Below are 22,350 nucleotides of genomic sequence, written 5' to 3'. Positions count from 1 at the left end.
GCCATGCAGTGTCGTGTAGGTCACGGGCGAAGAGAAAGAGTTGCGTGAGGTTGCCGGGAGTTGCGAAGGGTTGCAGCTGTTGACTTTCGAGCGTTGGCTCAGGCGCCGCTGAGGCTGCCGCGTCTGATCTTGGACAGCGCGCGGTGTTGGACGAGTTCGACGGCGCTCGTTGTTGTTCTCAGTGACAGCGCCGTCTCGCGCACGTCGAAACCGACAACGATGCGAGCTACCAAGACATTGCGTTCGACGGCCGACAGATCACCGAACGGCAGAGTGAGTCGACTGGATGCGGGTAGCGAATCGATTTCGCGACTGATCGCGTCGTACAGATGCGCGAGGAACGCTTCTCCGGCGCGTCGTCGTCGCTGGATATCGGCCAGGACGGAACGGCAGATTCCGACGGCAATACGGTCAGCGTCGACCGGTCGCAATTCGGCACGACAGCGCCGCGTCACCAAAGGCACGATGCGTTGAAGGAGTTCCGCAATCGCGTCACGATCCCCTCGGGACGCATCGTCGGCAACACCGTCGATCGAACGTCCACCTGCCCTGCTTGTCATTCCGATCTCCCCCTGGTTCCACCCTTGGTCGAATTCCCGACTACTGCTCAGGTTTCGAACTCGCTAGGGGCGTATCGGCTCGGGGCAGATCCCGGTTTGTTCCCCGATGATGTTGATCTCGGCGTTGGAACGAGGGTCAGCGCCGTAGTTGATCTGGTCAGTGCACTTCTCGGGGGGTTCGACGGCACCGGATGGGAGCGGGGCCGGGCATGAACCCATCTGCTCTCCGATGCTGTTGATCTCTGCATTCGAACGAGGATCGCCCGCATAGTTGATCTGATCGGTGCACTTGGTCGACCCGGTAGCCGGACCAGGGGCCGCAGGGGCAACTGCGCTGGCCGAGACCGGCGTCCAGGCCGGTGCTGCTCCACCCGCCGGGACTCCCGGGGTGGATTCGTCCGCGCTGCCGGCCGAATTCGAATTTTCGACTGTCTCCGACGTAGGTGCCACCGTGGTCAGCGGGGGTGTGGTCGCGGACGCCGCGACCACTGACGTAGCCGTCGAACCGTTTTCAGGTGCAGTGGTGTCTTCACTCGAACACGCGGTCATGGCGCACGCGCTTCCGATCGTCAGTACGGCAAGCAACACTCGCAGGCGCCGAGACTTGTTGGTCAGCAAAACATCAGGCATGTGGTCTCACGCTCCTCGATACAGAAATTCGGGTCCGTTCACCTCAAATGGCGAACATCGACGTGACTCACTCTAAAAGCCTGATTCCATCGGTTTCGTAACAGAATTCCGGCGGTCGCGTACCAACTCTCAACGGTCCCGACATTCATACGATTACGTAACGGTGGGTGGCGAAACGCCGATATCGAGATCACGTGTGATCCTATGAAAAGTGCGCATGCCGATGAGACAGTTCGCACCGGCCGGGGAGGGGAAAGTGTTGTATCGGAATGAGATCTGCGAGGGCCGAACAGGCCGCACTCGCAGGCTGTTCGGTACGGCACTCGCGACAGCGGCCGTCGGAGCGTCCGTGATCACCGGATGCGGGTCCACTCAGGGTGTTGTGATCGAAGGCGATGTCGCTTCCACCGGATTGTCCGTCACACAGCCCGCCGACCTGGCCAGACGGGTTGCCGAGAATTCGAGGTTGGGCCGTGCGCTTCTCGACGACCCAGGGGTGTCGGAGGGCGTGAAGACAGAACTCCGATCGTGCCCGGACTGGTATCCGATCTCTGTCGGATCCATCCTTCTCGATCCAGGCGCACCTCGTATCGTGCCGGAGACCGAACTGGTCGTCATGAATGTGTATCCGTGCCAACCGGCCCACCAACCCGGGACCGGAGTATCGATTTCGGTCAACCTCGCCGGCTACGTCTACCGCAGCGGCAAGGCCGGTTCGAGTGAAGACAATTCCGAACTGGGTGAGCGCCTGTTCTCCGTCGAAGAGCGCGGAAAGTTCATCGTCAGCGGTCAACGCGCCGCGAGTTTGTCTGTCCTGGAAACGGATCCGCGGCCACCGGAGTTCGAATGTTGCCCCCGTCCACCGCTTCGGACCGAGTTCCACTGGGATGGAACGGAGTTCATCCGTGATTGATCGCCGTCGCCGCGCGATGCTCGCCGGTGTTTGCCTGCCGGTCGCGTTTGCTCTCGCCTCCTGTTCCACCGAGCCTGAATCAGAACCCACTCCGAATATCGCAGCATCACTCGACCCCTCGGATCTCTCACAGGGCTTGAGCATCGATCCTGTTGCCCTCCTCAGAGCAGACCCGGAAGTGTCCGATGCGGTCAAGGACAGTCTCCGACTGTGCGGTGATGCGAACTTCCCCTTCGAAATCCGGTACTCCCACGTGACGGACGCCGTTTGGCAAGATGCCGTCGTCAATGTCTTCACCTGCGAGTCTGTCGGCATCTGGGGACGACCGGCCCCACCGGTCAGCTTCATGGTCGCCGGATTCGTCTACCAGATCGACGAATCGGGCGCTCACAAAGTCTTCGGAGTGCAAGACCCAGGACGCTACGTCGTCGGCTCAACCGGAGGATTGTCGGTCATGGTCGACCTGTGCAAAGACCCCGGCATTCCGGAGTTCTGTCAATCGTCGACTGCATACAAGTGGACCGGTGAAGGGTTTGAGAGTGTTCCGTTCCCATGAAAGCGAAGGCCGATGACCGATCCGTTGATTTTGCTGGTCGAAGACGACGCTGTCATCCGCGAAGCAACGCAATTGAATCTCGAACGCAACGGGTTTCGGGTGATCACCGCATCGGGTGGGTTGACCGGAATGGATTTGGCGGTCGACGCCAAGCCGGATATCGCCGTCCTCGACGTGATGCTTCCCGACCTGAACGGAATCAGCCTGTGCCGACGCATTCGTGAGGAACTGTCGGTGCCGGTCATCATGCTGTCCGCGCGCGACGACCCGGTCGACATCGTTCTCGGATTGGAAGCCGGTGCCGACGACTACGTCACCAAGCCCTTCGACAGCGGTGTCCTGGTGGCCCGTATCCGAAGTGTGCTCCGGCGGGTCGAATCCCATTCCGGTACGGAGAAAGACATCGTGACTCTCGGCGATCTGGAGATCGATCGCGAGTTGGTGACCGTCACGCGTTCGGGCGCCGAAGTGGCACTCACCCCCACTGAAATGAAGCTGCTCCTGGTCATGGTGAGTGTGCCGCGCAAAGTCTGGTCTCGCTCCGAACTGCTCTCGGACGTCTGGGATTACGACTGGGGCGGCGATACGCGCATCGTCGACGTTCACGTTCAGCGATTGCGCACGAAGATCGGCTCCGAACAGATCCGAACCGTCCGGGGGTTCGGCTACACGATGGACAACCATCGGTGAGATCGCGGGATCTCGCCGCCAAGCTCCCGTCCACCGGGAGGCGGTTGTCGTTTCAGTGGAAGATCGCGGCGGCCATCACGTTCGTGATTGCCGTCGCCTCGATCACGCTCAGTACCGTGATGCATCAAACCTTTTCACACAACCAAGAGGATGCAGCGCGGGCGGCAGCTGATCGCAATCTCCAACTGGTGCTGCAGGACGAAACGGGCAGCATGCGTGCGCTGTTCCGCGCCACCACAGATGGTCTCGACGTTCCGGAAGAGTTGCGTCAGGCCGTGGCGGGCGGCAAACGTGCCACCTACCTTGTCAACAGCGGGGACCAGCCATTTGTCTGGGCTGCTGCCGACGTCAACACTCAGGTGGTGGCGATTCGCGTCCCGTACACCGCGCAGCGGGAATCGATCGCCAGCGTCGATCGGACACTTCGCAATGCCACCATCGCAGTGATCGCAGCGGGTGCCGTCCTGGGTGTGCTGCTTGGACTCGCGATGTCGTATCGATTGCGCTCGGCCGCCCGTGCGGCTCGCAAAGTGTCCACCGGAGCGAACATCCGCGTCCGCTCGGTCACCTGGTCGCTTTTCGACGACGAGATCACCGAGCTGGCGGATGCGGTCGACGCAATGTCGGATGCGCTGCGGGGACAATTGGACGCCGAGAAGCGCGTGACAGCCAACATCGCGCATGACCTCAGAACACCCATCTCCGGACTGGTCGGCGCCGCAGAGCTTCTGCCGCCAGGTAGGCCTACCGAATTGGTGCGCGACGGCGTCCATAAACTCAGGAGGCTTGCCGAGGACGTCATCGAAGTGGCCCGCCTCGACACCACGTCCGAGCAGGCTGACATCCAATCGGTGGAACTGGCACCGGTGGTTCACCACGCGATTTCCACCACCGGGGTGGAGTGCGAAGTGAGAGTTCACGGGACACCTGTGTCGTACACCGACGCACGTCGGCTCGAGCGGATCATCGCCAACCTGATCTTGAATGCTCGAAATCACGGAAAGCCGCCGATCAATGTCGACGTCGACCACTCCCGCATCACGGTGCGGGATCGGGGCAGCGGCTTCACTGAAGAGTGGCTTCGTCAGGGGCCGAAGAGATTTCAGACCGATTGCGTCGAACGCGGCCCGAACTCGGGCCTGGGCCTCGGCTTGACGATCGTAGTCGGGCAAGCGGCGGTCATCGGCGCTCGTATCAACTTCTCGAACCATCCGAACGGCGGCGCTGTGGTGACGATCGACCTCCCCGAATGCCCGCCAGACGAGTTCGCTTGACACCGAGCCAGTTCGGCCGATCGGCCGGGACGCAGTGCCCCGGCCGATTGGTGGTGTCTCAGGTTCAAACCTGTCCGACAGTGACTCCGGTGCGAACGTCCGGTGCACCAAGGCGCGCCGCATCAGCGGTCAGGTCATCGGGCTGCTCCTGCGATTGCCGCTCGGCTGCAACACGCAACCGGTAGTGTTCGATCTCCTCGGCAATGTGCTCGGGAGTCCAACCCAGCACCGGCGCAACCAGTTCGGCTACTTCCGCGGCTGCCGCGTCGCCGCGGTCGGTCACCTCGATGGAGATGCGGGTACGACGGGTGAGGATGTCGTCGAGATGCTGCGCACCCTCGTGACTCGCGGCGTAGTGAATCTCCGCCCTGAGGTACTCAGGGGCGGAGTCCAACGGCTGCCCCAGTTCAGGCCTCGCCTCGATGAGTTCGAACAACTCGTCAGCCAAAGTGCCGTACCGCCCGAGTAGGTGCTCGATGGTCGAAACGTGGAGCCCGGTGCGCTCAGCGGTGAGATGCCGATTGTTGTGTGCGGCAAAATAACCGTCGGCACCCACCAGCTGGATACGCTCGGTGCAGGACTTCGGCACCTTCTGTTCGAGTCCGTGTACCGCGGAATCGACTGCGTCCTTGGCCATCACGCGGTAGGTCGTGTACTTGCCACCGGCGACCACCGTCAACCCTCGAACCGGACTCGACACCGCGTGCTCACGCGAGAGAGTGCTGGTCGAGTCCGATTCGCCGAACAACAACGGACGCAGTCCCGCGTACACACCGACAACGTCCTCGTGCGTCAACTCGTCCTGGAGCAGCTTGTTGACATGTCCGAGGATGTAGTCGATATCGCTTCGGCTCGCTGCCGGATGCGCGAGGTCGAGGTTCCAGTCGGTGTCCGTCGTACCGATGATCCAGTGGCTTCCCCACGGGATCACGAACAGCAGACTCTTCTCGGTCCGCGTGATGATTCCGGTAGAGGAGTTGATGCGGTTTCGCGGGACGACCAGGTGCACACCTTTCGAAGCGCGAACCTGGAATTGCCCTCGCCCACCGACCATTTCCTGGATCTCGTCGGTCCAGACCCCGGCGGCGTTGATGACCTGACGAGCACGGATCTCGAACGCGCGACCCGTTTCCAGATCCACTGCCTTCACTCCGACAACGCGGTCCTCCTCACGGAGAAAACCGATTACGCGGGTGCTGTTGACGCACAGTGCGCCGTATTCGGCTGCTGTGCGCGCCAGCATCATCGTGTGGCGGGCGTCATCTACCTGGCCCTCGTAGAACTTGACCGAACCCCTGATAGCAGAGCGCTTTCCGGAAGGGAACGACTCGAGAGTCTTCTTCTTTCCCACATGCTTGTGGTGTGAGGGAACCCCGCGGCCTGCGCCCATCACGTCGTAGACGCCGATGCCCAGACCGACGTACGGCCGGTCGATCAACTTCTCGAGCGGGTAGATGAACGGCACCGGCTTCGCGAGATGCGGGCACAGCGAGTTCAGAACCAGCGAACGCTCACGCAGTGCCTCGAACACGAGCGCAAAATTGAACTGCTCCAGGTAACGCAGTCCGCCGTGGAACAACTTGCTGGACCTGCTCGAGGTTCCGGACGCGAAGTCACGAGCCTCCACCAAGCCCACCTTCAGACCACGAGTTGCGGCATCGAGCGCGCTACCCGCGCCGACCACGCCACCGCCGATGACCAGGACGTCGAGTTCGGTTTCTTCCAACTTCTTCAGCGACTCCGCCCGCGAGGACGGACTCAATGCTTGTGCTGTGCTCATGAAAAGGGTTCCTTCACTTGAAAATAGGTAGAAATTCGGGCGCCGCTATCAGTCTGCGTCGACCCAGTCGAGTGTCCGAGTGACGGCTTTCTGCCAGCCTGCGTACAGCCGCTCACGCTCGGCCGAATCCATCGACGGCGTCCAGCTCTTGTCCTTCGCCCAGTTGCTGCGAATGTCGTCCTCGCTCTCCCAGTACCCGACCGCGAGACCAGCGGCGTACGCAGCGCCCAATGCCGTGGTCTCCGCAACGACAGGGCGGATCACCTCGACGTCGAGCAGATCGGCCTGGAATTGCATGAGGAGTTCGTTCGCGACCATTCCGCCGTCGACCTTGAGTACCTTCAAGTCGACGCCCGAGTCGAGGTTCATCGCCTCGATCACCTCACGGCTCTGGTACGCAGTCGCTTCGAGTACCGCCCGGGCAAGGTGCCCCTTGTTCACGAACCGGGTCAGACCGACGATGGCACCGCGGGCATCCGCGCGCCAGTGCGGTGCGAACAGACCCGAGAACGCAGGCACGAAGTACGCGCCACCGTTGTCGTCCACAGAGCGCGCATTGACCTCGATGTCGGCCGCGTTGTCGATCATGCCGAGGTTGTCCCGAAGCCACTGGACCAGCGAACCGGTCACGGCGATCGATCCTTCCAGCGCGTAAACCGTTGGCTGCTCACCGATCTTGTAGCAGACCGTAGTCAACAAACCGTTCTTGCTCATCACCTTTTCGGTGCCGGTGTTGAGGAGCACGAAGTTGCCGGTTCCGTAGGTGTTCTTCGCTTCTCCGGGTGAGAGGCAGGCCTGACCGAAAGTCGCTGCTTGCTGATCGCCGAGGATTCCGGCGATCGGCACACCGGACAACGTTCCACGTTCGCGTACGAATCCGAAAGTTTCGGACGAGCTGCGAATCTCGGGGAGCATCGATTCGGGGATGCCCATGTCGGCGCAGATCGCCGAATCCCAAGCGAGAGTGTCGAGATCCATCAACAGGGTGCGCGACGCATTGGTGGGGTCGGTTGCGTGCACTCCGCCGTCGACGCCGCCGGTCATGTTCCACAGCACCCAGGTGTCCATCGTGCCGAAGCACAACTCTCCTGCGTCGGCCTTCTCACGCGCCCCCTCGACGTTGTCGAGAATCCACTTGACCTTGGGACCCGAGAAGTACGTGGCCAAAGGCAATCCGGTGACTTCGGTGTACTTCTTCGGCCCGTCCTCGCCGGCGAGTGCAGTACAGATTCGATCGGTGCGTGTGTCCTGCCAGACAATTGCGTTGTAGACGGGTTTTCCGGTGGCGCGTTCCCACACCACCGCTGTCTCACGCTGATTGGTGATGCCGACGGACGCGATATCGGCCGCGGTCAGGTCTGCGTTTGCCAAAGCGCCCGCGGTGACGTTGCGGACGTTGTCCCAAATTTCGATCGGATCGTGTTCGACCCAGCCTGCCTGCGGAAAGATCTGTGTGTGCTCGTGCTGTTCGACAGCGACTACGTGCCCACTGTGATCGAAGATCATGCAACGTGTGGAGGTGGTTCCCTGGTCTATCGCGGCTACGAACTGCGTCATCGTGCTACCCCTTTGGTATCGAAAGAAAGTACGAGAGATTGACTGTCAGAGATAATGTTTCGCGGTCACGCCGGTATCGACGCCGGCTCTTCGGTCGCTTCCTCCGCCGACTCCTCGTCAGGCAGGAATCTTCCAACCAGCTTGTCGTAGAGGAACACTCCGATCGGAGCGCCGATCAGGGGTCCCACGATGGGCACCCAGAAATACAAGCTCCCGTACTGATCTCGCCAGGCGCTGCCGTAGCCGGTGATGAAGGACGCCAGTCGTGGCCCGAAGTCGCGCGCCGGGTTGATGGCGTACCCCGCGTTGGTCGCCCAGGCGAATCCGATTCCCACCACGATCAATCCGACGACAAACGGCGCGAGATTCGCGAGCGGCGGAGTTCCACGAGAATCGGTGACTGCAACGATGAGGAACAACAGGATGGCGGTGCCGATGATCTGATCGATCAGAGCCGAGCCGAGACTGACCGGAAGCGTTCCGTTTCCGGGCATCGTCGAGAAGATCGTCTGGGTGGCGGTTGTGTGTCCGGGATCGATCGCATTGAGCATGTCGTTGTAATTCCACCGGACTATCAACGCGGCGACAAAGGCTCCAGCGGTCTGCGCCAGGGTGTACGGCAGCACCTTGCGCCAGGAGAATCCCCGGAAGATCGCGAAGGCGAAGGTCACTGCGGGGTTCAGATGAGCACCCGTCACCCGGCCTGCGACATAGATGCCGAACATGACGCCGAGTCCCCAGGCCCACGCAATACTGTCGTGTCCGCCGAGACCCCCACCGCTCCCGCCGGACACAACCTGCGCCACAACTCCGACGCCGAACAAGATCAAGATCATCGTTCCGGCGAACTCGGCTGCCAACTCGCCTGGAAGCCCCAATCGCTTGGCTTTCTCCATCCCCACCCTCACTTCGTTGTGATGCATGTCATAGTTTGGATTGCTGCACCCGTAGCGTAAAGCCCATTGCACATTCACGCATAGCTCGTGCACATATGTGCAAATGCGTCATTTGCGCACCGTAACGCGGGTAACAGACACACTTCTGGGACTTTGCGTGATCGAGCGGCTCAACCTGGTTCTACTCGGATAAGATTCGGTTCAGTGCTCTTGCACGTACGTGCAGACAGGACGAACCCATGGAAACTCCCACTTCCGACTCCGCTACCTCCGATCCGGCGGACCCTCGCATCGCCGACGCCGTTCAGGCCGCACGCCTCTATTACTTCCAGGACCAGACCATGGCTGCCATCGGCCGCGACATGGGGGTGTCCCGATCCACCGTCTCCCGATTGATCACCTACGCGCGCACCTCAGGCCTCGTCGAGATCAAGATCAGCACCCCGCACGGCCAGGCTCCTCGCATCGAACGCGAGTTCTCGGAACGGTACGGAGTGCGTGCCCACGTGGTGACGGTGCCGGAACTGGTGGGCGATCTCGAGCGACTCGAGAAGGTCGCAACCTTTGCCGGACGCCTGCTCGCGTCGTTCTTCGACAGCGACATGGTGATGGGGATCGCCTGGGGAACCACTCTCAGTGAAGTCAGCAAGCACCTTGCCCCCAAACGCACGTACAACTCGTACGTCGTGCAACTCAACGGCGCCGCGAATACTCGCACCACCGGAATCTCGTACGCCAGCGACATCATCAGAACCATCGCCGACGCCTACGGCGCTCTCCCCCAAGGATTTCCGGTCCCCGCATTCTTCGACTACCCGGAGACCCGGGAGCAGTTGTGGCGCGAACGAAGTATCAAACGCGTACTGGACATGCAAAAGCGAATGGACCTGGCAGTCTTCAGCATCGGCGTACCGGGCGGCAACGTCCCGAGTCACGTCTACACCGCCGGATACCTCGAACCCGATGAAGCAGAAGCACTTCGACGCGACGGAGTAGTCGGCGACATCGCAACCGTGTTCTTCCGGTCAGACGGGAGCTACCGCGGAATCGAACTCAACGAGCGCGCGAGCGGCCCACGACTGGACCTTTTCGAGAAGGTCGCCAGGCGCGTGTGCATCGTCGCCGGAACAGCAAAACTGCCCGCGCTGGAGGGCGCACTACGGGGCGGGCTGATCACCGACCTGATCATCGACGACGTCAGTGCCACCGCGCTGGTGTCCTGACCGCTGCACCAGCTTCTCGATTCCGTCGAGCAGTAAGCCAAGCGAGAAACTGAAATCGAAGGCATCGTCGCCGGCGGCCTCACCCTCCGGGCTGCCGTCCTCGAAGCCACCCTCCTCGATTGCGGCACTCAGGTGGGGGAATTCCTCCCGATTGATGACACGAGCAATGAGAGCACCGTATGCGACGTCGTCATCTTCCGACTGCGCTGAACGAGTAGCCAGGTCGGCCGAGAATCGGGCGCGGCCGATGACGAACAACGACACGTTGGTCACCACCTGGAACTTCGACGCGGCACTCAGGGCGACACCGTCGAGGGCGCTCAGACCCGCGTCGAGCCACGCCATGTTGTTGGGCCCGGTCGGTGGAGCCGTGATGGGCAGCTTGAGCCACCACGGTCGACTCAGCATCGTGGCGTACTCCTGATTCGCCCACGCCTCGAGCTTGACGCGCCAGGTCACGCCGTCGGGAATCACCGGCGGTGGCCCGATCACCCGATCCGAAATCAGTTCGATCAGTTCGTCTTTGCTTGCCACGTAGCGGTAGAGCGACATGGTCGTGAACCCGAGCGCTTTGGCCACGCGGCCCATCGACAGAGCCGTGACACCTTCCGCGTCGGCCAACTCGATCGCGGTGTCGAGAATTTGCTCGAGACTGAGCCCCTTCTTGGGACCCCGCGTTCCCGGCTGGTCCAGTCCCCAGGCCAGTTCAACTGCTCTCGGTAGCGCTCCGCGATCCATAAGCTCCCACTCTTCACTCTTGCCATCATCCTAGAACTGTGTACGCTATAAACACGAGTTTATGACATACACAGTTCTTACTTGGAGGTCTCGATGTCAGGAACGATCCCCGCAATCTCGGTCCACGGACTCCGTAAGCGCTACGGCGATCAACAAGTACTGGGTGGACTCGACCTGTCGGTCCCGGCCGGTTCGGTGTATGCCCTCCTCGGCGCGAACGGCGCCGGAAAGACCACGGCCGTAAGAATTCTCACCACCCTCATCCCCTTCGACGGAGGCGAGGTCACGGTCGCGGGGCATTCACTGCCCGGAGATCCACAGAACGTTCGGCGGCGCATCAGCGTGACCGGGCAGTACGCGGCCGTCGACACCTTGCTGACCGGATTCGAGAATCTGACCCTCCTGGGCGAACTGAATCACCTGGGCCGGAAGAACTCCCGTCGCCGTGCCGAGGAATTGCTCGACCAGTTCGATTTGACGGACTTCGGCGACAAACGCGCCGGCGACTACTCGGGCGGCATGCTCAGACGACTCGACATCGCAATGAGCCTCGTCGCCCGACCGGACGTCGTCTTTCTCGACGAACCCACCACCGGCCTGGACCCGCGGAGCCGCCACGAAATGTGGTCGATCGTTCGAGGACTTACAGCGTCAGGCGTCACCATCTTCCTCACCACCCAATACCTCGACGAGGCAGACGAATTGGCCGATACAGTCGGCGTGCTGAGCGGCGGTCGCCTCGTCGCCGAGGGAACACCGGACGAACTCAAACGCCTTGTTGCCGGCGGCCATGTCGCTCTGCAATTCGAGAACCTGGCTCAACTCGAACTCGCCGCGGCATCACTGCCGCAGGCGCATTCGAATGCCGAGACCTTGACCCTGCACATCCCTTCCGACGGGGCGGTTCCGTCGATCAAAGCCATCCTCGACTCGATCGACGATCCGTCGATCACCGTCGAGAAGTTCTCCGTTCACACTCCGGATCTGGACGACGTGTTCTTCGCGCTCACCGGATCCGGCCAACCCGAGATTGCGAGCGTTCGATGACCTCCACCATTGCAATCGATTCCGCGGTGATGCTCCGCCGGAATCTCAAACACGTTCTGCGCAGTCCGGATTCGATGATCACCGCGATAGCCCTTCCGGTCATGCTCATGCTGCTGTTCGTCTACGTCTTCGGCGGCGCCATCAACACCGGTAGCGAGTACATCGACTACGTCGTGCCAGGAATCATCCTTCTGTGCGCCGGATTCGGCGCCTCGACCACCGCGGTCAGCGTCTCGAGCGACATGAAGGACGGGATCATAGACCGTTTCCGGACCTTGGCGATCTCTCCGTCGTCGGTCCTGACCGGTCATGTACTGGCCAGCGTCGTCCGCAACGTCCTGACTACGGCGATCGTGGTCGTCGTTGCGCTGATCATGGGATTTCGCCCGACCAGCGATCCGTTGCGCTGGCTCGGCGTCGCCGCTGTGATCGTCGCCTTCGTCTTTGCCATGTCGTACCTCTCGACAGCTTTGGGGCTCTTGGCCAAGAACCCGGAGGCTGCAAGCGGATTCACCTTCGCCATCATGTTCCTGCCCTACGTCAGCACTGCTTTCGTACCGGCTGAGACAATGCCGTCATGGCTGCAGGGATTTGCCCGGCACCAACCGGTAACCCCGATCATCGAGACGGTGCGCGGACTCCTGATGGGCACGCCGATCGGGAACAGCGCGGCCATCGCCCTCGCGTGGTGCCTGGGCATCGCCGCCGCGGGATTCGTGTGGTCGAACTGGCTCTACCGACGAAAGACCGCGAGCTGACTACGCAAGAAAGCCCCACACCTGACGGTGCGGGGCTGCTTGTGCTGTGCGCCTTTATTAACCGCGGGGGGTTAATAAAGGCGCACAGTGAATTACTTGGCTTCCAGCAGATCGATCACGAAGACCAAGGTCTTGCCGGAAAGCTGGTGCCCTGCACCGGCGGGGCCGTATGCCAGCTCCGGCGGAATGGTGAGCTGGCGACGTCCGCCGACCTTCATGCCCGGGATGCCGTCCTGCCAACCCTTGATCAGGCCACGAAGCGGGAACTGAATGGACTCGCCACGGCTCCAGGAAGAGTCGAACTCTTCACCGGACTCGAACTCGACACCGACGTAGTGAACGTCGACGGTGCCACCGGGAACGGCTTCGGCGCCTTCTCCGACAACCAGATCCTTGATGACCAGATCGGTCGGCGCGGGGCCTTCCTGGAACTCGATTACGGGCTTGCTACTCATGGGTCCTCCTCGTTGAGGCGAAATGTTGGGTACAGAAGACTAGCGGGTGGTGATATCGCTAGGTCACGCGTCAGCGGGACGTGATGTCGCTAGGTCACGCGTCAGCGGGACGTGATGTCTCTGTAGTCACGCTCGGTGTAGCCGGTGTAGATCTGGCGCGGGCGGCCGATCTTCGTAGCCGGATCCTCGTGCATTTCACGCCAGTGCGCAATCCAGCCGGGCAGACGGCCCATGGCGAACAGCACCGTGAACATGCGCGGCGGGAAGCCCATCGCGCGGTAGATGAGGCCGGTGTAGAAGTCGACATTCGGGTAGAGCTTGCGCTCGATGAAGTAGTCGTCCGTGAGGGCGGCCTCTTCGAGTTGCATTGCGATGTTGAGCAGTTCGTCGTCGCCGCCGAGCTTGGCGAGGATGGTGTGCGCGGTTTCGCGGACCAGCGCAGCGCGCGGATCGTAGTTGCGGTAGACGCGGTGCCCGAAGCCCATGAGCTTCACGCCGTCTTCCTTGTTCTTGACCTTGCGGACGAACTCGGCTGCGGTGCTGCCGCTGGCCTTGATCTCGTCGAGCATCTCGAGCACTGCCTGGTTCGCGCCGCCGTGCAGCGGGCCCCACAGTGCGTTGATGCCGGCAGAGACGGAGGTGAACAGGTTGGCGTCCGACGAGCCGACCATGCGCACGGTCGACGTGGAGCAGTTCTGCTCGTGGTCTGCGTGCAGGATCAGCAGCATGTCGAGTGCCTTGGCGACCTCGGGATCACCCTGGTACGGCTCGGCCGGGAAGCCGAACGTCATACGCATGAAGTTCTCGACCAGGTTCAACGAGTTGTCCGGGTACAGGAACGGCTGTCCGACGGACTTCTTGTACGCGTACGCAGCGATGGTCGGCAGCTTCGCAAGAAGACGGATGGTGGACAGTTCCACCTGCTCCGGATCCTCGGGATCGAGCGAATCCTGGTAGTACGCCGACAGTGCGTTCACTGCGGAAGAGAGAACCGGCATCGGGTGAGCGTTGCGCGGGAATCCGTCGAAGAACCGCTTGAGGTCCTCGTGGAGCAGGGTGTGTCGACGAATGCGGTCCGTGAAGGACTCGAGCTGGGCGTCGGTCGGCAGTTCGCCGTAGATCAGCAGGTAGCTGACCTCGATGAACGTCGACTTACCTGCCAACTGCTCGATGGGATATCCGCGGTAACGCAGGATTCCCTTCTCACCGTCGATGTAGGTGATTGCAGAACTGGTGGATGCAGTGTTCACAAAACCGGGGTCAAGGGTGGTGTACCCCGTTGTGGCCAGCAGCTTTCCCAGCTCGATGCCGTCATTGCCCTCTGTTGCCCTGGCAATGGACATCGTGTACTCACCACCGGGGTAAGTAAGCGTGGGCTTTGTGTCATTGTCAGCGGGCACGAAGGATCCCTCTCAAGCTCGAACCAACGAGTAACTACATGCGATCAACTAGAAACTAGTCGCACGGGAGAGATCGTGCCGAAGGAGGGTCGCTCCACGGCTATTTTTCGGGTACTCACGAACCCGACATACCCACCGAAACTGAAACACGTTCCAGGCTGGGTTTTCCCACTCGCGTGACCGGTACTCCAGTCTACGGAATCGCGCATTTACCCACACTGATCTGCAAATCTCGGCAGCAATCCGAGAATGGGACCAATGTCGGACCGTCCGGAGCACTGACACGAGGTACCGAAAACCGATTGTTATCGGCCGATGCCTACTCGGCGTTACACGATCCCACGGTATGAGAGCCGGATCACAGAGCCTTGATGCCCCAGCTACCCGTCCACGTCTGCCCCGGGTGAAGCACCAGGAGGTCGATGCCCGAATTGAAGGCGTCAGGCGGGCAGGTCATCGGTTCCAAAGCCAATGCGCGGCCGCGATCGGGATACCCCTTGTCGTTGGCGGGATCTGCGATGAAGGCCTGAATCCACGGGAACTCGCGGTTGGTCCACAGGGCAGTGCCCGTTCCATCCGGAGCCAGCAGCTCGTGTTGCGTCCGACCACTGCCGTCGACGACGTCCAATGCGCTGTACGGCGTGTCCAACTGAACCCCGTCGAGCAGTCTCGGTGTCCGGAAGTCGTAATCCGTACCGGCGACTGCCTGCGAATACGCGTTCGGCAGCATCCTCGCCGGATCGATCGGCAACCGCGTGCCTGCGGCCAGATGCAGCGCACATTCGTCGAGCGGAAAGTCGCCGGCGCGAATGAAAGTGTGCATTCCGAGCCCGAACGGAGACGAGGTCGCACCCTTGTTCGTGGCCGTATGCGTGACGGTCAACCCGTCGGCACCGACCTCATAGGCGATCGTCAGCTGCAACGGATACGGCCAACCCTTGTGCAGTCCGACGTCCACCGACAGTTCGACGCGCTCGTAGGTGTGGTCCACGAGGCTCCAATTGCGACGACGGACGAACCCGTGGCTCGCGTTCCCCAGCGCAGGTTCGGTGATCTCGAGTTGATGCTCGATGCCGTCGAACATGAAGTGCCCGTCGCGAATTCGGTTGGGCCACGGCGCGAGAACCAATCCGGCCGACAGCGGTGGCTTCGATCCGAGCGCCCAGGTCTCGGTCAGCGCGCGCTGACCGTTCGGACCTTCGTGGTCGAGAAGCCGCAACCCGGCACCGGCCGCGGCGATCTCGGCTCGATAGCCGCCACCACGGATCTCGAACCCTCCCCTACCCGTGCTGTGCGGCGCAGTCATACGTACCAGTTTCCACCACGAGCGACCGGTTAACCAGGACGTCAGACGGCGCGTCCCACCTTGTAGCGAACGAACGCCGGAAATGCGAGGGCAGAAAGGACAACACCGACAATCACCAGGAAGCCGCCGCCCGCTGCCGCGACACCGGTCCCGAACAGGAAGGCCGCACCGCCGTGCAGGACGTCACCGATACGCGGACCACCTGCCACGACCACGATGAACACGCCCTGCAGTCGTCCGCGCATGTCGTCGGTTGCCACTTGCTGAAGCATCGTGCTGCGGAATGCGGCCGAGACCATGTCGACGGCGCCGCCGAATGCCAGGAATGCAACCGCCACCCAGAGCAGAATCACACTGGAACCGGGACTCGCGAAGTACACCGCTACGCCGAAGCCGACCATGGACAGCCCCCACAGCGCGATGCAGACCAGCACGGCCCGCCCCTGGTACTGAACCCGTGGCAACCAACCCGAGAACACTCCGCCCAGAACGGCTCCCACCGACATCGCTGCGAACAGCAGTCCGAGCGCAAAACCGCCGCTGGCGGGGTCACCGAAGGATTCGTGTGCGATTTCCGGGAACAGTGCTCGCGACATCCCGAACACCATCGCGATGATGTCCACCACGAACGACGCGAGCAGAACCTTCTGCGTCGCGAGATACGTGAAACCGCCCAGAACCTCGCTGAGCCCGGCCCGCCGAGACGTGCCGGTCGGCGGAATCGCCGGGAGCTTCCACACTGCCCACAACGTGGCGATCAGAAAGATCGAGTCGAGCAGGTACAGCAGTTGCAGACCGGCCGACGGTATGAGGACACCCGCCAGTAGCGGGCCGGCTATCGCACCGAACTGCACGACAGTCATGTTCAGCGAGTTCGCGGCAGGTAACTGCCTGCCCGGAATCAACCGAGGGATGATCGCCGCTCGCGTCGGTTGGTTCACCGCGAAGAACGCCTGTTGAACCGAGAACAATCCGAGCACCAACCACACGTTGTTCACGTTCAGAGCAGCCTGGATCCAGAACAGCACCGACGTGACACCGAGTCCGATCGAGGTGATCATCAACAGCCGTCGTCGATCCATGACGTCGGCCAGTGCGCCGCCCCACAGACCGAAAACGACCAGCGGGACCAGACCGAAGATTCCCGTCAGACCGACGTAGGCCGAGCTTCGGGTGATCTCGTACACCTGTTGCGGTACGGCGACCACACTGAGCTGAGCGCCGATGACGGTGACGATGCCGGCCGTCCACAGCCGTCGATAGTCGCGATTCTCGAGCGGAGTCGTGTCCGCGAGTAACCGGCTCACGGCTGGAGACGGACGGCGGACCACTGTCCGTCGACCAGGCTCGTGCGAACTCGATTGTGCATACGGTTGGCGCGTCCTTGCCAGAACTCGACGGACTCGGGCCGAATCAGAATCCCGCCCCAGTTCGGTGGCACCGGAATCTCACCGTCCACGCCGAATCGGGCGGCGACCTCACGCAGTTGCTCGTCGAGATCGGCACGCGAGTCGATCGGACGAGACTGCGACGACGCCCACGCGCCGAGCTGCGATCCACGAGGCCTGGTTCGCCAATACTCCTGCGTCAGTTGAGCACTCACGCGCTCGGTGGTGCCGCGGACGATCACCTGCCTGGCAAGGGTCAGCCACGTGAAGTTGGCCGACGCGTACGGGTGGGCGGCGAGGTGACGAGCCTTGTCGGATCCGTAGTTGGTGAAGAAGAGGACACCGTCTTCGCTGAGCCCTTTACAGAGCACGGTGCGCGACGCCGGATGCCCACCGTCGTCCACCGTCGACAGAGTCATGGCGTTGGGCTCCGGCGCGTCAGCTTCGACGGCGTCCACGAGCCATTGACGCATGAGGGGCAGCCAACCGGTCTCGACGACCGAGGTATCCAATTCCGCACTCATGCGGTCCTCGACGGACTCCGATTCGCTGCCTGCTTGCGGATAGCCCACACGCATGGCCGCGAGCTCGTTGTCCACCGCCTGCGGGTCCTGACGTTCATTCGACACAGCCGAGAACGCTACTCCCGGGTACTCACTGGCCGACGGCTACGCGGCACGCGCTAAAGTTTGCCGTGGCTAGACCCGACCCGGACCGCGAGCCGCACCAGCGACAGCAACCGAATCGGGACGAGACGATTGCGCAGTACAAAACACGGTGCGTGCTCATCCCTGCGAGCACCGAGGCGCAGTCACTGAAGCTGAGGCAGTGCGACTGTAGACCTGGCGCACTCGAACGAGGAGAGTCCACGAGAATGGCAGCGAGCGCAGCAATACCGGACGATTTTGTGAGCGGACTCGAAGGCGTCGTCGCCTTCACCAGCGATATCGCAGAACCCGACAAGGACGGCGGCGCACTGCGCTACCGCGGTGTCGACATCGAAGACCTGGTCGGCCAGAGGGTCACCTTCGGCAACGTATGGGCCCTTCTCGTCGACGGCCGCTTCGGCCCCGGCCTCCCGCCGGCCGAGCCCTTCCCCCTCCCCATTCACACCGGCGACGTCCGTGTCGACGTCCAGGCCGGACTGGCGATGCTGGCTCCCATCTGGGGATACCAGCCGCTCCTCGACATCGATGACGAGACCGCCCGCGACCAGCTCGCCCGCGCATCCGTCATGGCACTGTCGTACGTCGCGCAGTCCGCTCGCGGCATCTACCAGCCTGCAGTCCCACAGAGCCGCATCGACGAGGCCAAGACGGTCACCGAGCGCTTCATGGTTCGATGGAAGGGTGAGCCTGATCCGGCACACGTCGAGGCAATCGACGCGTACTGGGTCTCGGCAGCCGAGCACGGCATGAACGCCTCCACCTTCACGGCCCGCGTCATCGCCTCCACCGGCGCCGACGTCGCTGCCTCGCTTTCCGGCGCCATCGGCGCGATGTCCGGCCCGCTGCACGGCGGCGCACCGGCCCGCGTTCTTCCGATGATCGAAGAGACCGAGAAGACCGGCGACGCCCGCGCACTGGTCAAGGGAATCCTCGACCGCAAGGAAAAGCTCATGGGCTTCGGACACCGCGTCTACCGCGCCGAAGATCCCCGTGCTCGCGTGCTTCGCGCTACCGCGAAGCGCCTCAACGCTCCCCGCTACGAAGCTGCCGCAGCTCTCGAGCAGGCTGCACTGGCAGAACTGCGTGAGCGTCGTCCCGATCGCGCGATCGAGACCAACGTCGAGTTCTGGGCCGCCGTCATCCTCGACTTCGCCGAGGTTCCCGCGCACATGATGCCTGCCATGTTCACCTGTGGCCGCACCGCCGGCTGGTGTGCACACATCCTCGAGCAGAAGCGTCTCGGTAAGCTGGTACGCCCGGCCGCCATCTACACCGGCCCGGCGCCCCGTACTCCGGAGTCGGTCGAGGGCTGGGACCAGATCAGCCACGCGTAGTACCCCGCTCGAATTCGCCAATCACGGTAGTACAGAACACAAGTGAAGGAACAGAAAGAAGCGATGACCTCCACACCGATCATCCCCGCCGACCTCAAGCCCGCCGACGGACGCTTCGGCTGCGGTCCTTCCAAGGTTCGCCCCGAGCAGCTGCAGTCCCTGGTCGAGGTGGGCGCTTCGGTGTTCGGCACCAGCCATCGCCAGAAGCCGGTCAAGAACGTTGTGGCCAGCATTCGTTCCGGCCTCGCCGATCTGTTCTCACTGCCCGAGGGCTACGAGGTCGTCCTCGGCAACGGCGGAACCACTGCGTTCTGGGATGCGGCCGCATTCGGCCTCATCCGCGAGAAGTCGCTGCACCTGACCAACGGCGAATTCAGCTCCAAGTTCGCTTCGGTCGCCAAGGCCAACCCGTTCATCGGTGACCCGATCGTCGTTTCCGCCGATCCGGGCAGCGCACCGGTGCCGGTCTCCGACCCGTCCGTCGATCTCATCGGCTGGGCGCACAACGAGACCTCCACCGGTGTGTCGATCCCCGTCTCGCGCCCCGCGGGTTCGGAGAACGCTCTGATCGCCATCGACGCCACCTCGGGCGCCGGTGGACTTCCGGTCAACGTCGCCGATTCCGACGTCTACTACTTCGCTCCGCAGAAGTGCTTCGCTGCAGACGGCGGACTGTGGATCGCGCTCATGAGCCCGGCCGCCCTCGAGCGCGTCGCGGAGATCAAGGATTCGGGACGCTGGACGCCTGACTTCCTCTCGCTGCCCATCGCCGTGGACAACAGCTCAAAGGATCAGACGTACAACACCCCGGCCCTGGCCACCCTGTTGCTCTTCGCCAACCAGATCGAGTGGATGAACAGCAACGGCGGCCTCGACTGGACCACCGCTCGCACCGCGGATTCGTCCTCGCGCCTGTACAACTGGGCCGAGGCCAGCGAGTTCGCAACGCCGTTCGTCGCTGATCCGGCACACCGCTCGCAGGTTGTCGGCACCATCGACTTCAACGACGACGTCGACGCTGCCGAGGTGGCAAAGATCCTGCGCGCCAACGGAATCGTCGATACCGAGCCGTACCGCAAGCTCGGCCGCAACCAGCTGCGCGTCGGCATGTTCCCGGCCATCGACCCCGATGACGTCACCGCTCTCACCAAGAGCATCGACTGGGTCGTTTCTCAGCTCGGCTGATTTTCATACTGCTTCACCGCTCGGCCCCCGACATGATGTCGGGGGCCGAGCGTCGTTTGCGCCAGGCCTTGTGAGCTACCACACCGGTGGTCGGATCCGAGGTCATCTCGCCCTGCGTGTCCTGCCGAGTCCATGGTCACGAATGAATTACAGTTGAGCGCGGCGCAAAGTCGCGAGCCGGCGCGATAAGGAGGTCAATGTGCGAGAGCTTCGAGTGATCGGACTTGAACCCGATGGATCGCATGTGGTGTGCGCAGATGCTGAAACCGGCCAGAAATTCCGGCTTCCCGCCGATGACAAACTTCGTGCAGCTTCCCGCGGAGACGTGGCTCGACTCGGCCAGATTGAGATCGAAATGGAAAGCCAACTCCGTCCCCGCGAAATTCAGGCGCGCATTCGTTCCGGTGCTTCCGTAGAGCAGGTCGCCGAAGAAGCGAAGATCCCCATCAGCAAGGTCGAGCGCTTTGCGTACCCCGTTCTGCTCGAGCGTTCCCGCGCCGCGGAAATGGCGCAGGGCGGACACCCGGTGCGCGACAACGGTCCGACAGTTCCCACCCTCTCCGAAATCGTGACCCACGCATTCCGCGCCCGCGGCCACAGCATCGACGAGGCCACCTGGGATGCCTGGCGCGACGAGGACAATCAGTGGGTCGCGCAGTTGCAGTGGCAGGCCGGCCGCACCACCAACGCCGCACACTGGCGCTACCAGCCCGACGCGCACGGCGGAACGATCGTCGCACTCGACGACGCGGCATTCGACTTGATCGATCCCGACTTCGGTCGCCCGCTCCGCGGCCTGGTACCGGTGGTCTCGAACGAGCCGCAGCAGCTTGAACTGTCCCGATTCGACGCCGAACCGGTGGCGGAGATCGAGCCGGAGCCCGCAGCAGTTTCCGAGCGGACTGCAGTTTCCGAGCGGACAGCAGTTTCCGAGCGGACGGTGGTGGCTGAACGAATCGTGGCGCCCGAGCCGATTGCTGTCGAGCCGGAAACCGTCGTCGACGAAGAGGTTCCCGAGCCTGCACCGGACGTGACCCCGAAAACCGCTCCGCAGCAGACGCAGACCAAGGACAAGCGCGGACGGCCTGCTCTTCCCTCGTGGGACGACGTACTCCTCGGGGTCCGCAGCAGCGGTCGCTGACCCGAAGGGAAGTATTCTTCTTTCGAGCGAGGCTGAGGAGAGAGGGCTGCCGGTGGCTGCACGGGTATCGACGATCTGGTTTCTGGGCGGCGCAGACGCTCGCACCGAATTGAGCAAGTACCCACAGCCGGATCAGACCGAGGCGCTGAAAATCGCCATGTCGCTGTACCCGGACAAGGAGTTCGAGTCTCTCGGTCCTCAGCCGCTGTCGATGGCCGCGACGGTGAGCCCCGGCTACGTCTTCGTCGGCGCGTACGGCCGAGTGAGCGTCGTCTGCAGCTCCGAACTCAGCACATTTGTCCCCTCGAAACTGCCTGATTCCTGGCACCTTTCGGCCGAGGGTGGCTCGACGCTGTTGATCAGCTCCGTCCCCGAAACCGCGCAGGGTTCGTTTGCACTGTGGGAGAACGGCGAGCTACGACGCTCGTTCAGTGCCATCCCGATCGACATCGTCGAAAATCTGGGGATCCCGCAGACGTGGGAACTGGAATTCTGGGCCGGCAACCATCCCCTGCGTTACCCGCCCGGGATCCTGCCCGATCCGCAGTCACTTCCGTTCCACCCGCAGCAGTTCGCGGAGTCCGCCAACCTCGAGTGGCTGGGATTCCGATACACCGGCGCGCCGCGAGAACACGAACTCGACACAACGCAGATTCTCCTGTGGGGCTTCAAGATTCACCGCCCCGGCGAGGCACCCAAACCTGCGCCCCCAGCTCCCGTACCGGTACCCGAGCAGGCGCCGACAGAGATACCCATGCCCGAAAACATGCCGCCGATCCACGACACACCCGTGGCCAAGCCGCGCGGTCGCCTCGCCCGGTACTTCGGGTTCAAGTAGCGCGAACAAGCAT

The 22,350-nt window shown here is 62.5% G+C and carries 22 protein-coding genes; 11 read left to right on the top strand and 11 right to left on the bottom strand.

Translation table 11 applies throughout. The features are described from left to right. Positions 1-98: 98 nt before the first annotated feature. Together RE4_RS05750 and RE4_RS05745 are read right to left on the bottom strand one after the other, a co-directional pair. A complete protein-coding gene (locus tag RE4_RS05750) occupies positions 99-560 on the bottom strand; it encodes a hypothetical protein (protein WP_060938163.1) in 462 nt (153 codons plus the stop codon). A gap of 63 nt (positions 561-623) precedes the next feature. Next, entirely contained in the window at positions 624-1,190 is a 567-nt protein-coding gene (locus tag RE4_RS05745; RefSeq protein WP_019744902.1) for a hypothetical protein, read from the bottom strand. 256 nt (positions 1,191-1,446) lie between these two features. Between RE4_RS05745 and RE4_RS05740 the strand changes: the two genes are divergently transcribed. From RE4_RS05740 to RE4_RS05725, 4 genes are read left to right on the top strand one after another with little or no spacing between them, the layout of a single operon-like run. Further along, positions 1,447-2,103, top strand: a complete 657-nt coding sequence (locus RE4_RS05740; RefSeq protein WP_238076545.1) for a hypothetical protein — start codon at positions 1,447-1,449, stop codon at positions 2,101-2,103. Then, positions 2,096-2,659 (top strand): hypothetical protein, encoded by a 564-nt coding sequence (locus RE4_RS05735; protein WP_060938161.1) that lies wholly within the window; start codon positions 2,096-2,098, stop codon positions 2,657-2,659. Before RE4_RS05740 ends, RE4_RS05735 begins: the two co-directional genes overlap by 8 nt. A gap of 12 nt (positions 2,660-2,671) precedes the next feature. Beyond that, complete coding sequence (locus tag RE4_RS05730) at positions 2,672-3,349, top strand: response regulator (RefSeq protein ID WP_029256009.1); 678 nt, start codon at positions 2,672-2,674, stop codon at positions 3,347-3,349. Further along, a complete protein-coding gene (locus tag RE4_RS05725; protein WP_060938160.1) occupies positions 3,346-4,623 on the top strand; it encodes a sensor histidine kinase in 1,278 nt (425 codons plus the stop codon). The genes RE4_RS05730 and RE4_RS05725 overlap by 4 nt, the downstream gene beginning before the upstream one ends. A 64-nt stretch (positions 4,624-4,687) precedes the next feature. On the opposite strand, the gene RE4_RS05720 is transcribed toward RE4_RS05725, so the two are convergent. From RE4_RS05720 to RE4_RS05710, 3 genes are all read right to left on the bottom strand, one after another. Beyond that, the gene (locus RE4_RS05720; protein WP_060938159.1) at positions 4,688-6,403 is read right to left on the bottom strand and encodes a glycerol-3-phosphate dehydrogenase/oxidase; all 1,716 of its coding nucleotides are present in this window, start codon (positions 6,401-6,403) and stop codon (positions 4,688-4,690) included. A 48-nt stretch (positions 6,404-6,451) separates the two neighbouring features. Continuing rightward, positions 6,452-7,960: a glycerol kinase GlpK gene (glpK, locus tag RE4_RS05715; protein ID WP_020970480.1), complete on the bottom strand. Its 1,509-nt coding sequence runs from the start codon at positions 7,958-7,960 to the stop codon at positions 6,452-6,454. 65 nt (positions 7,961-8,025) lie between these two features. Next, positions 8,026-8,856 (bottom strand): MIP/aquaporin family protein, encoded by an 831-nt coding sequence (locus tag RE4_RS05710; RefSeq protein ID WP_019744909.1) that lies wholly within the window; start codon positions 8,854-8,856, stop codon positions 8,026-8,028. A gap of 239 nt (positions 8,857-9,095) precedes the next feature. Between RE4_RS05710 and RE4_RS05705 the strand changes: the two genes are divergently transcribed. After that, the gene (locus RE4_RS05705; RefSeq protein WP_007733475.1) at positions 9,096-10,079 is read left to right on the top strand and encodes a sugar-binding transcriptional regulator; all 984 of its coding nucleotides are present in this window, start codon (positions 9,096-9,098) and stop codon (positions 10,077-10,079) included. Here the strand turns inward: RE4_RS05705 and RE4_RS05700 are convergent. After that, positions 10,014-10,817 carry a TetR/AcrR family transcriptional regulator gene (locus tag RE4_RS05700; RefSeq protein WP_019744910.1) on the bottom strand — a complete coding sequence of 268 codons (804 nt, stop codon included), beginning with the start codon at positions 10,815-10,817 and terminating at the stop codon, positions 10,014-10,016. The genes RE4_RS05705 and RE4_RS05700 overlap by 66 nt on opposite strands. Before the next feature lie 93 nt (positions 10,818-10,910). On the opposite strand from RE4_RS05700, the gene RE4_RS05695 reads away from it, so the two are divergent. Next, on the top strand, positions 10,911-11,864 hold the full coding sequence (locus RE4_RS05695) for an ATP-binding cassette domain-containing protein (protein WP_060938158.1): 954 nt from the start codon (positions 10,911-10,913) through the stop codon (positions 11,862-11,864). After that, positions 11,861-12,622, top strand: coding sequence for an ABC transporter permease (locus RE4_RS05690; protein WP_019744912.1), 762 nt, complete (start codon positions 11,861-11,863; stop codon positions 12,620-12,622). Before RE4_RS05695 ends, RE4_RS05690 begins: the two co-directional genes overlap by 4 nt. Before the next feature lie 92 nt (positions 12,623-12,714). On the opposite strand, the gene RE4_RS05685 is transcribed toward RE4_RS05690, so the two are convergent. The 5 genes from RE4_RS05685 to pdxH form a co-directional block, all read right to left on the bottom strand. Then, entirely contained in the window at positions 12,715-13,077 is a 363-nt protein-coding gene (locus RE4_RS05685) for an FKBP-type peptidyl-prolyl cis-trans isomerase (protein WP_019744913.1), read from the bottom strand. A 101-nt stretch (positions 13,078-13,178) separates the two neighbouring features. Then, complete coding sequence (locus RE4_RS05680; RefSeq protein ID WP_003940509.1) at positions 13,179-14,477, bottom strand: citrate synthase; 1,299 nt, start codon at positions 14,475-14,477, stop codon at positions 13,179-13,181. A 358-nt stretch (positions 14,478-14,835) separates the two neighbouring features. Further along, positions 14,836-15,783: an aldose 1-epimerase family protein gene (locus RE4_RS05675; RefSeq protein WP_020908787.1), complete on the bottom strand. Its 948-nt coding sequence runs from the start codon at positions 15,781-15,783 to the stop codon at positions 14,836-14,838. A gap of 41 nt (positions 15,784-15,824) precedes the next feature. Continuing rightward, complete coding sequence (locus tag RE4_RS05670; RefSeq protein ID WP_019744915.1) at positions 15,825-17,090, bottom strand: MFS transporter; 1,266 nt, start codon at positions 17,088-17,090, stop codon at positions 15,825-15,827. Next, positions 17,087-17,800: a pyridoxamine 5'-phosphate oxidase gene (gene pdxH, locus RE4_RS05665; protein WP_021332218.1), complete on the bottom strand. Its 714-nt coding sequence runs from the start codon at positions 17,798-17,800 to the stop codon at positions 17,087-17,089. The genes RE4_RS05670 and pdxH overlap by 4 nt, the downstream gene beginning before the upstream one ends. Positions 17,801-18,045: 245 nt before the next feature. On the opposite strand from pdxH, the gene RE4_RS05660 reads away from it, so the two are divergent. The 4 genes from RE4_RS05660 (at position 18,046) to RE4_RS05645 (ending at position 22,337) form a co-directional block, all read left to right on the top strand. After that, a complete protein-coding gene (locus RE4_RS05660) occupies positions 18,046-19,173 on the top strand; it encodes a citrate synthase 2 (protein WP_003940025.1) in 1,128 nt (375 codons plus the stop codon). 63 nt (positions 19,174-19,236) lie between these two features. After that, positions 19,237-20,358: a phosphoserine transaminase gene (serC, locus tag RE4_RS05655; RefSeq protein ID WP_007733484.1), complete on the top strand. Its 1,122-nt coding sequence runs from the start codon at positions 19,237-19,239 to the stop codon at positions 20,356-20,358. 199 nt (positions 20,359-20,557) lie between these two features. Continuing rightward, positions 20,558-21,499 (top strand): septation protein SepH, encoded by a 942-nt coding sequence (sepH, locus tag RE4_RS05650; protein WP_060938157.1) that lies wholly within the window; start codon positions 20,558-20,560, stop codon positions 21,497-21,499. Positions 21,500-21,551: 52 nt separating this feature from the next. Then, a complete protein-coding gene (locus RE4_RS05645) occupies positions 21,552-22,337 on the top strand; it encodes a DUF6928 family protein (protein WP_020908789.1) in 786 nt (261 codons plus the stop codon). Positions 22,338-22,350 lie beyond the last annotated feature (13 nt).

It is taken from the genome of Rhodococcus erythropolis NBRC 15567 (assembly GCF_001552595.1).
Taxonomy (GTDB): domain Bacteria; phylum Actinomycetota; class Actinomycetes; order Mycobacteriales; family Mycobacteriaceae; genus Rhodococcus_F; species Rhodococcus_F erythropolis.
Note: the sequence above shows the minus strand (reverse complement) of the source record. Positions and strands in the feature narration are given on the sequence as shown.

Bases quoted from the DNA above. Each gene is read 5' to 3' on its own strand.
- RE4_RS05750 (WP_060938163.1), bottom strand. From the start codon at position 560: ATGACAAGCAGGGCAGGTGGACGTTCGATCGACGGTGTTGCCGACGAT.
- RE4_RS05745 (WP_019744902.1), bottom strand. From the start codon at position 1,190: ATGCCTGATGTTTTGCTGACCAACAAGTCTCGGCGCCTGCGAGTGTTG.
- RE4_RS05730 (WP_029256009.1), top strand. From the start codon at position 2,672: ATGACCGATCCGTTGATTTTGCTGGTCGAAGACGACGCTGTCATCCGC.
- RE4_RS05720 (WP_060938159.1), bottom strand. From the start codon at position 6,403: ATGAGCACAGCACAAGCATTGAGTCCGTCCTCGCGGGCGGAGTCGCTG.
- glpK (WP_020970480.1), bottom strand. From the start codon at position 7,960: ATGACGCAGTTCGTAGCCGCGATAGACCAGGGAACCACCTCCACACGT.
- RE4_RS05710 (WP_019744909.1), bottom strand. From the start codon at position 8,856: ATGGAGAAAGCCAAGCGATTGGGGCTTCCAGGCGAGTTGGCAGCCGAG.
- RE4_RS05705 (WP_007733475.1), top strand. From the start codon at position 9,096: ATGGAAACTCCCACTTCCGACTCCGCTACCTCCGATCCGGCGGACCCT.
- RE4_RS05700 (WP_019744910.1), bottom strand. From the start codon at position 10,817: ATGGATCGCGGAGCGCTACCGAGAGCAGTTGAACTGGCCTGGGGACTG.
- RE4_RS05695 (WP_060938158.1), top strand. From the start codon at position 10,911: ATGTCAGGAACGATCCCCGCAATCTCGGTCCACGGACTCCGTAAGCGC.
- RE4_RS05690 (WP_019744912.1), top strand. From the start codon at position 11,861: ATGACCTCCACCATTGCAATCGATTCCGCGGTGATGCTCCGCCGGAAT.
- RE4_RS05685 (WP_019744913.1), bottom strand. From the start codon at position 13,077: ATGAGTAGCAAGCCCGTAATCGAGTTCCAGGAAGGCCCCGCGCCGACC.
- RE4_RS05675 (WP_020908787.1), bottom strand. From the start codon at position 15,783: ATGACTGCGCCGCACAGCACGGGTAGGGGAGGGTTCGAGATCCGTGGT.
- RE4_RS05660 (WP_003940025.1), top strand. From the start codon at position 18,046: ATGGCAGCGAGCGCAGCAATACCGGACGATTTTGTGAGCGGACTCGAA.
- serC (WP_007733484.1), top strand. From the start codon at position 19,237: ATGACCTCCACACCGATCATCCCCGCCGACCTCAAGCCCGCCGACGGA.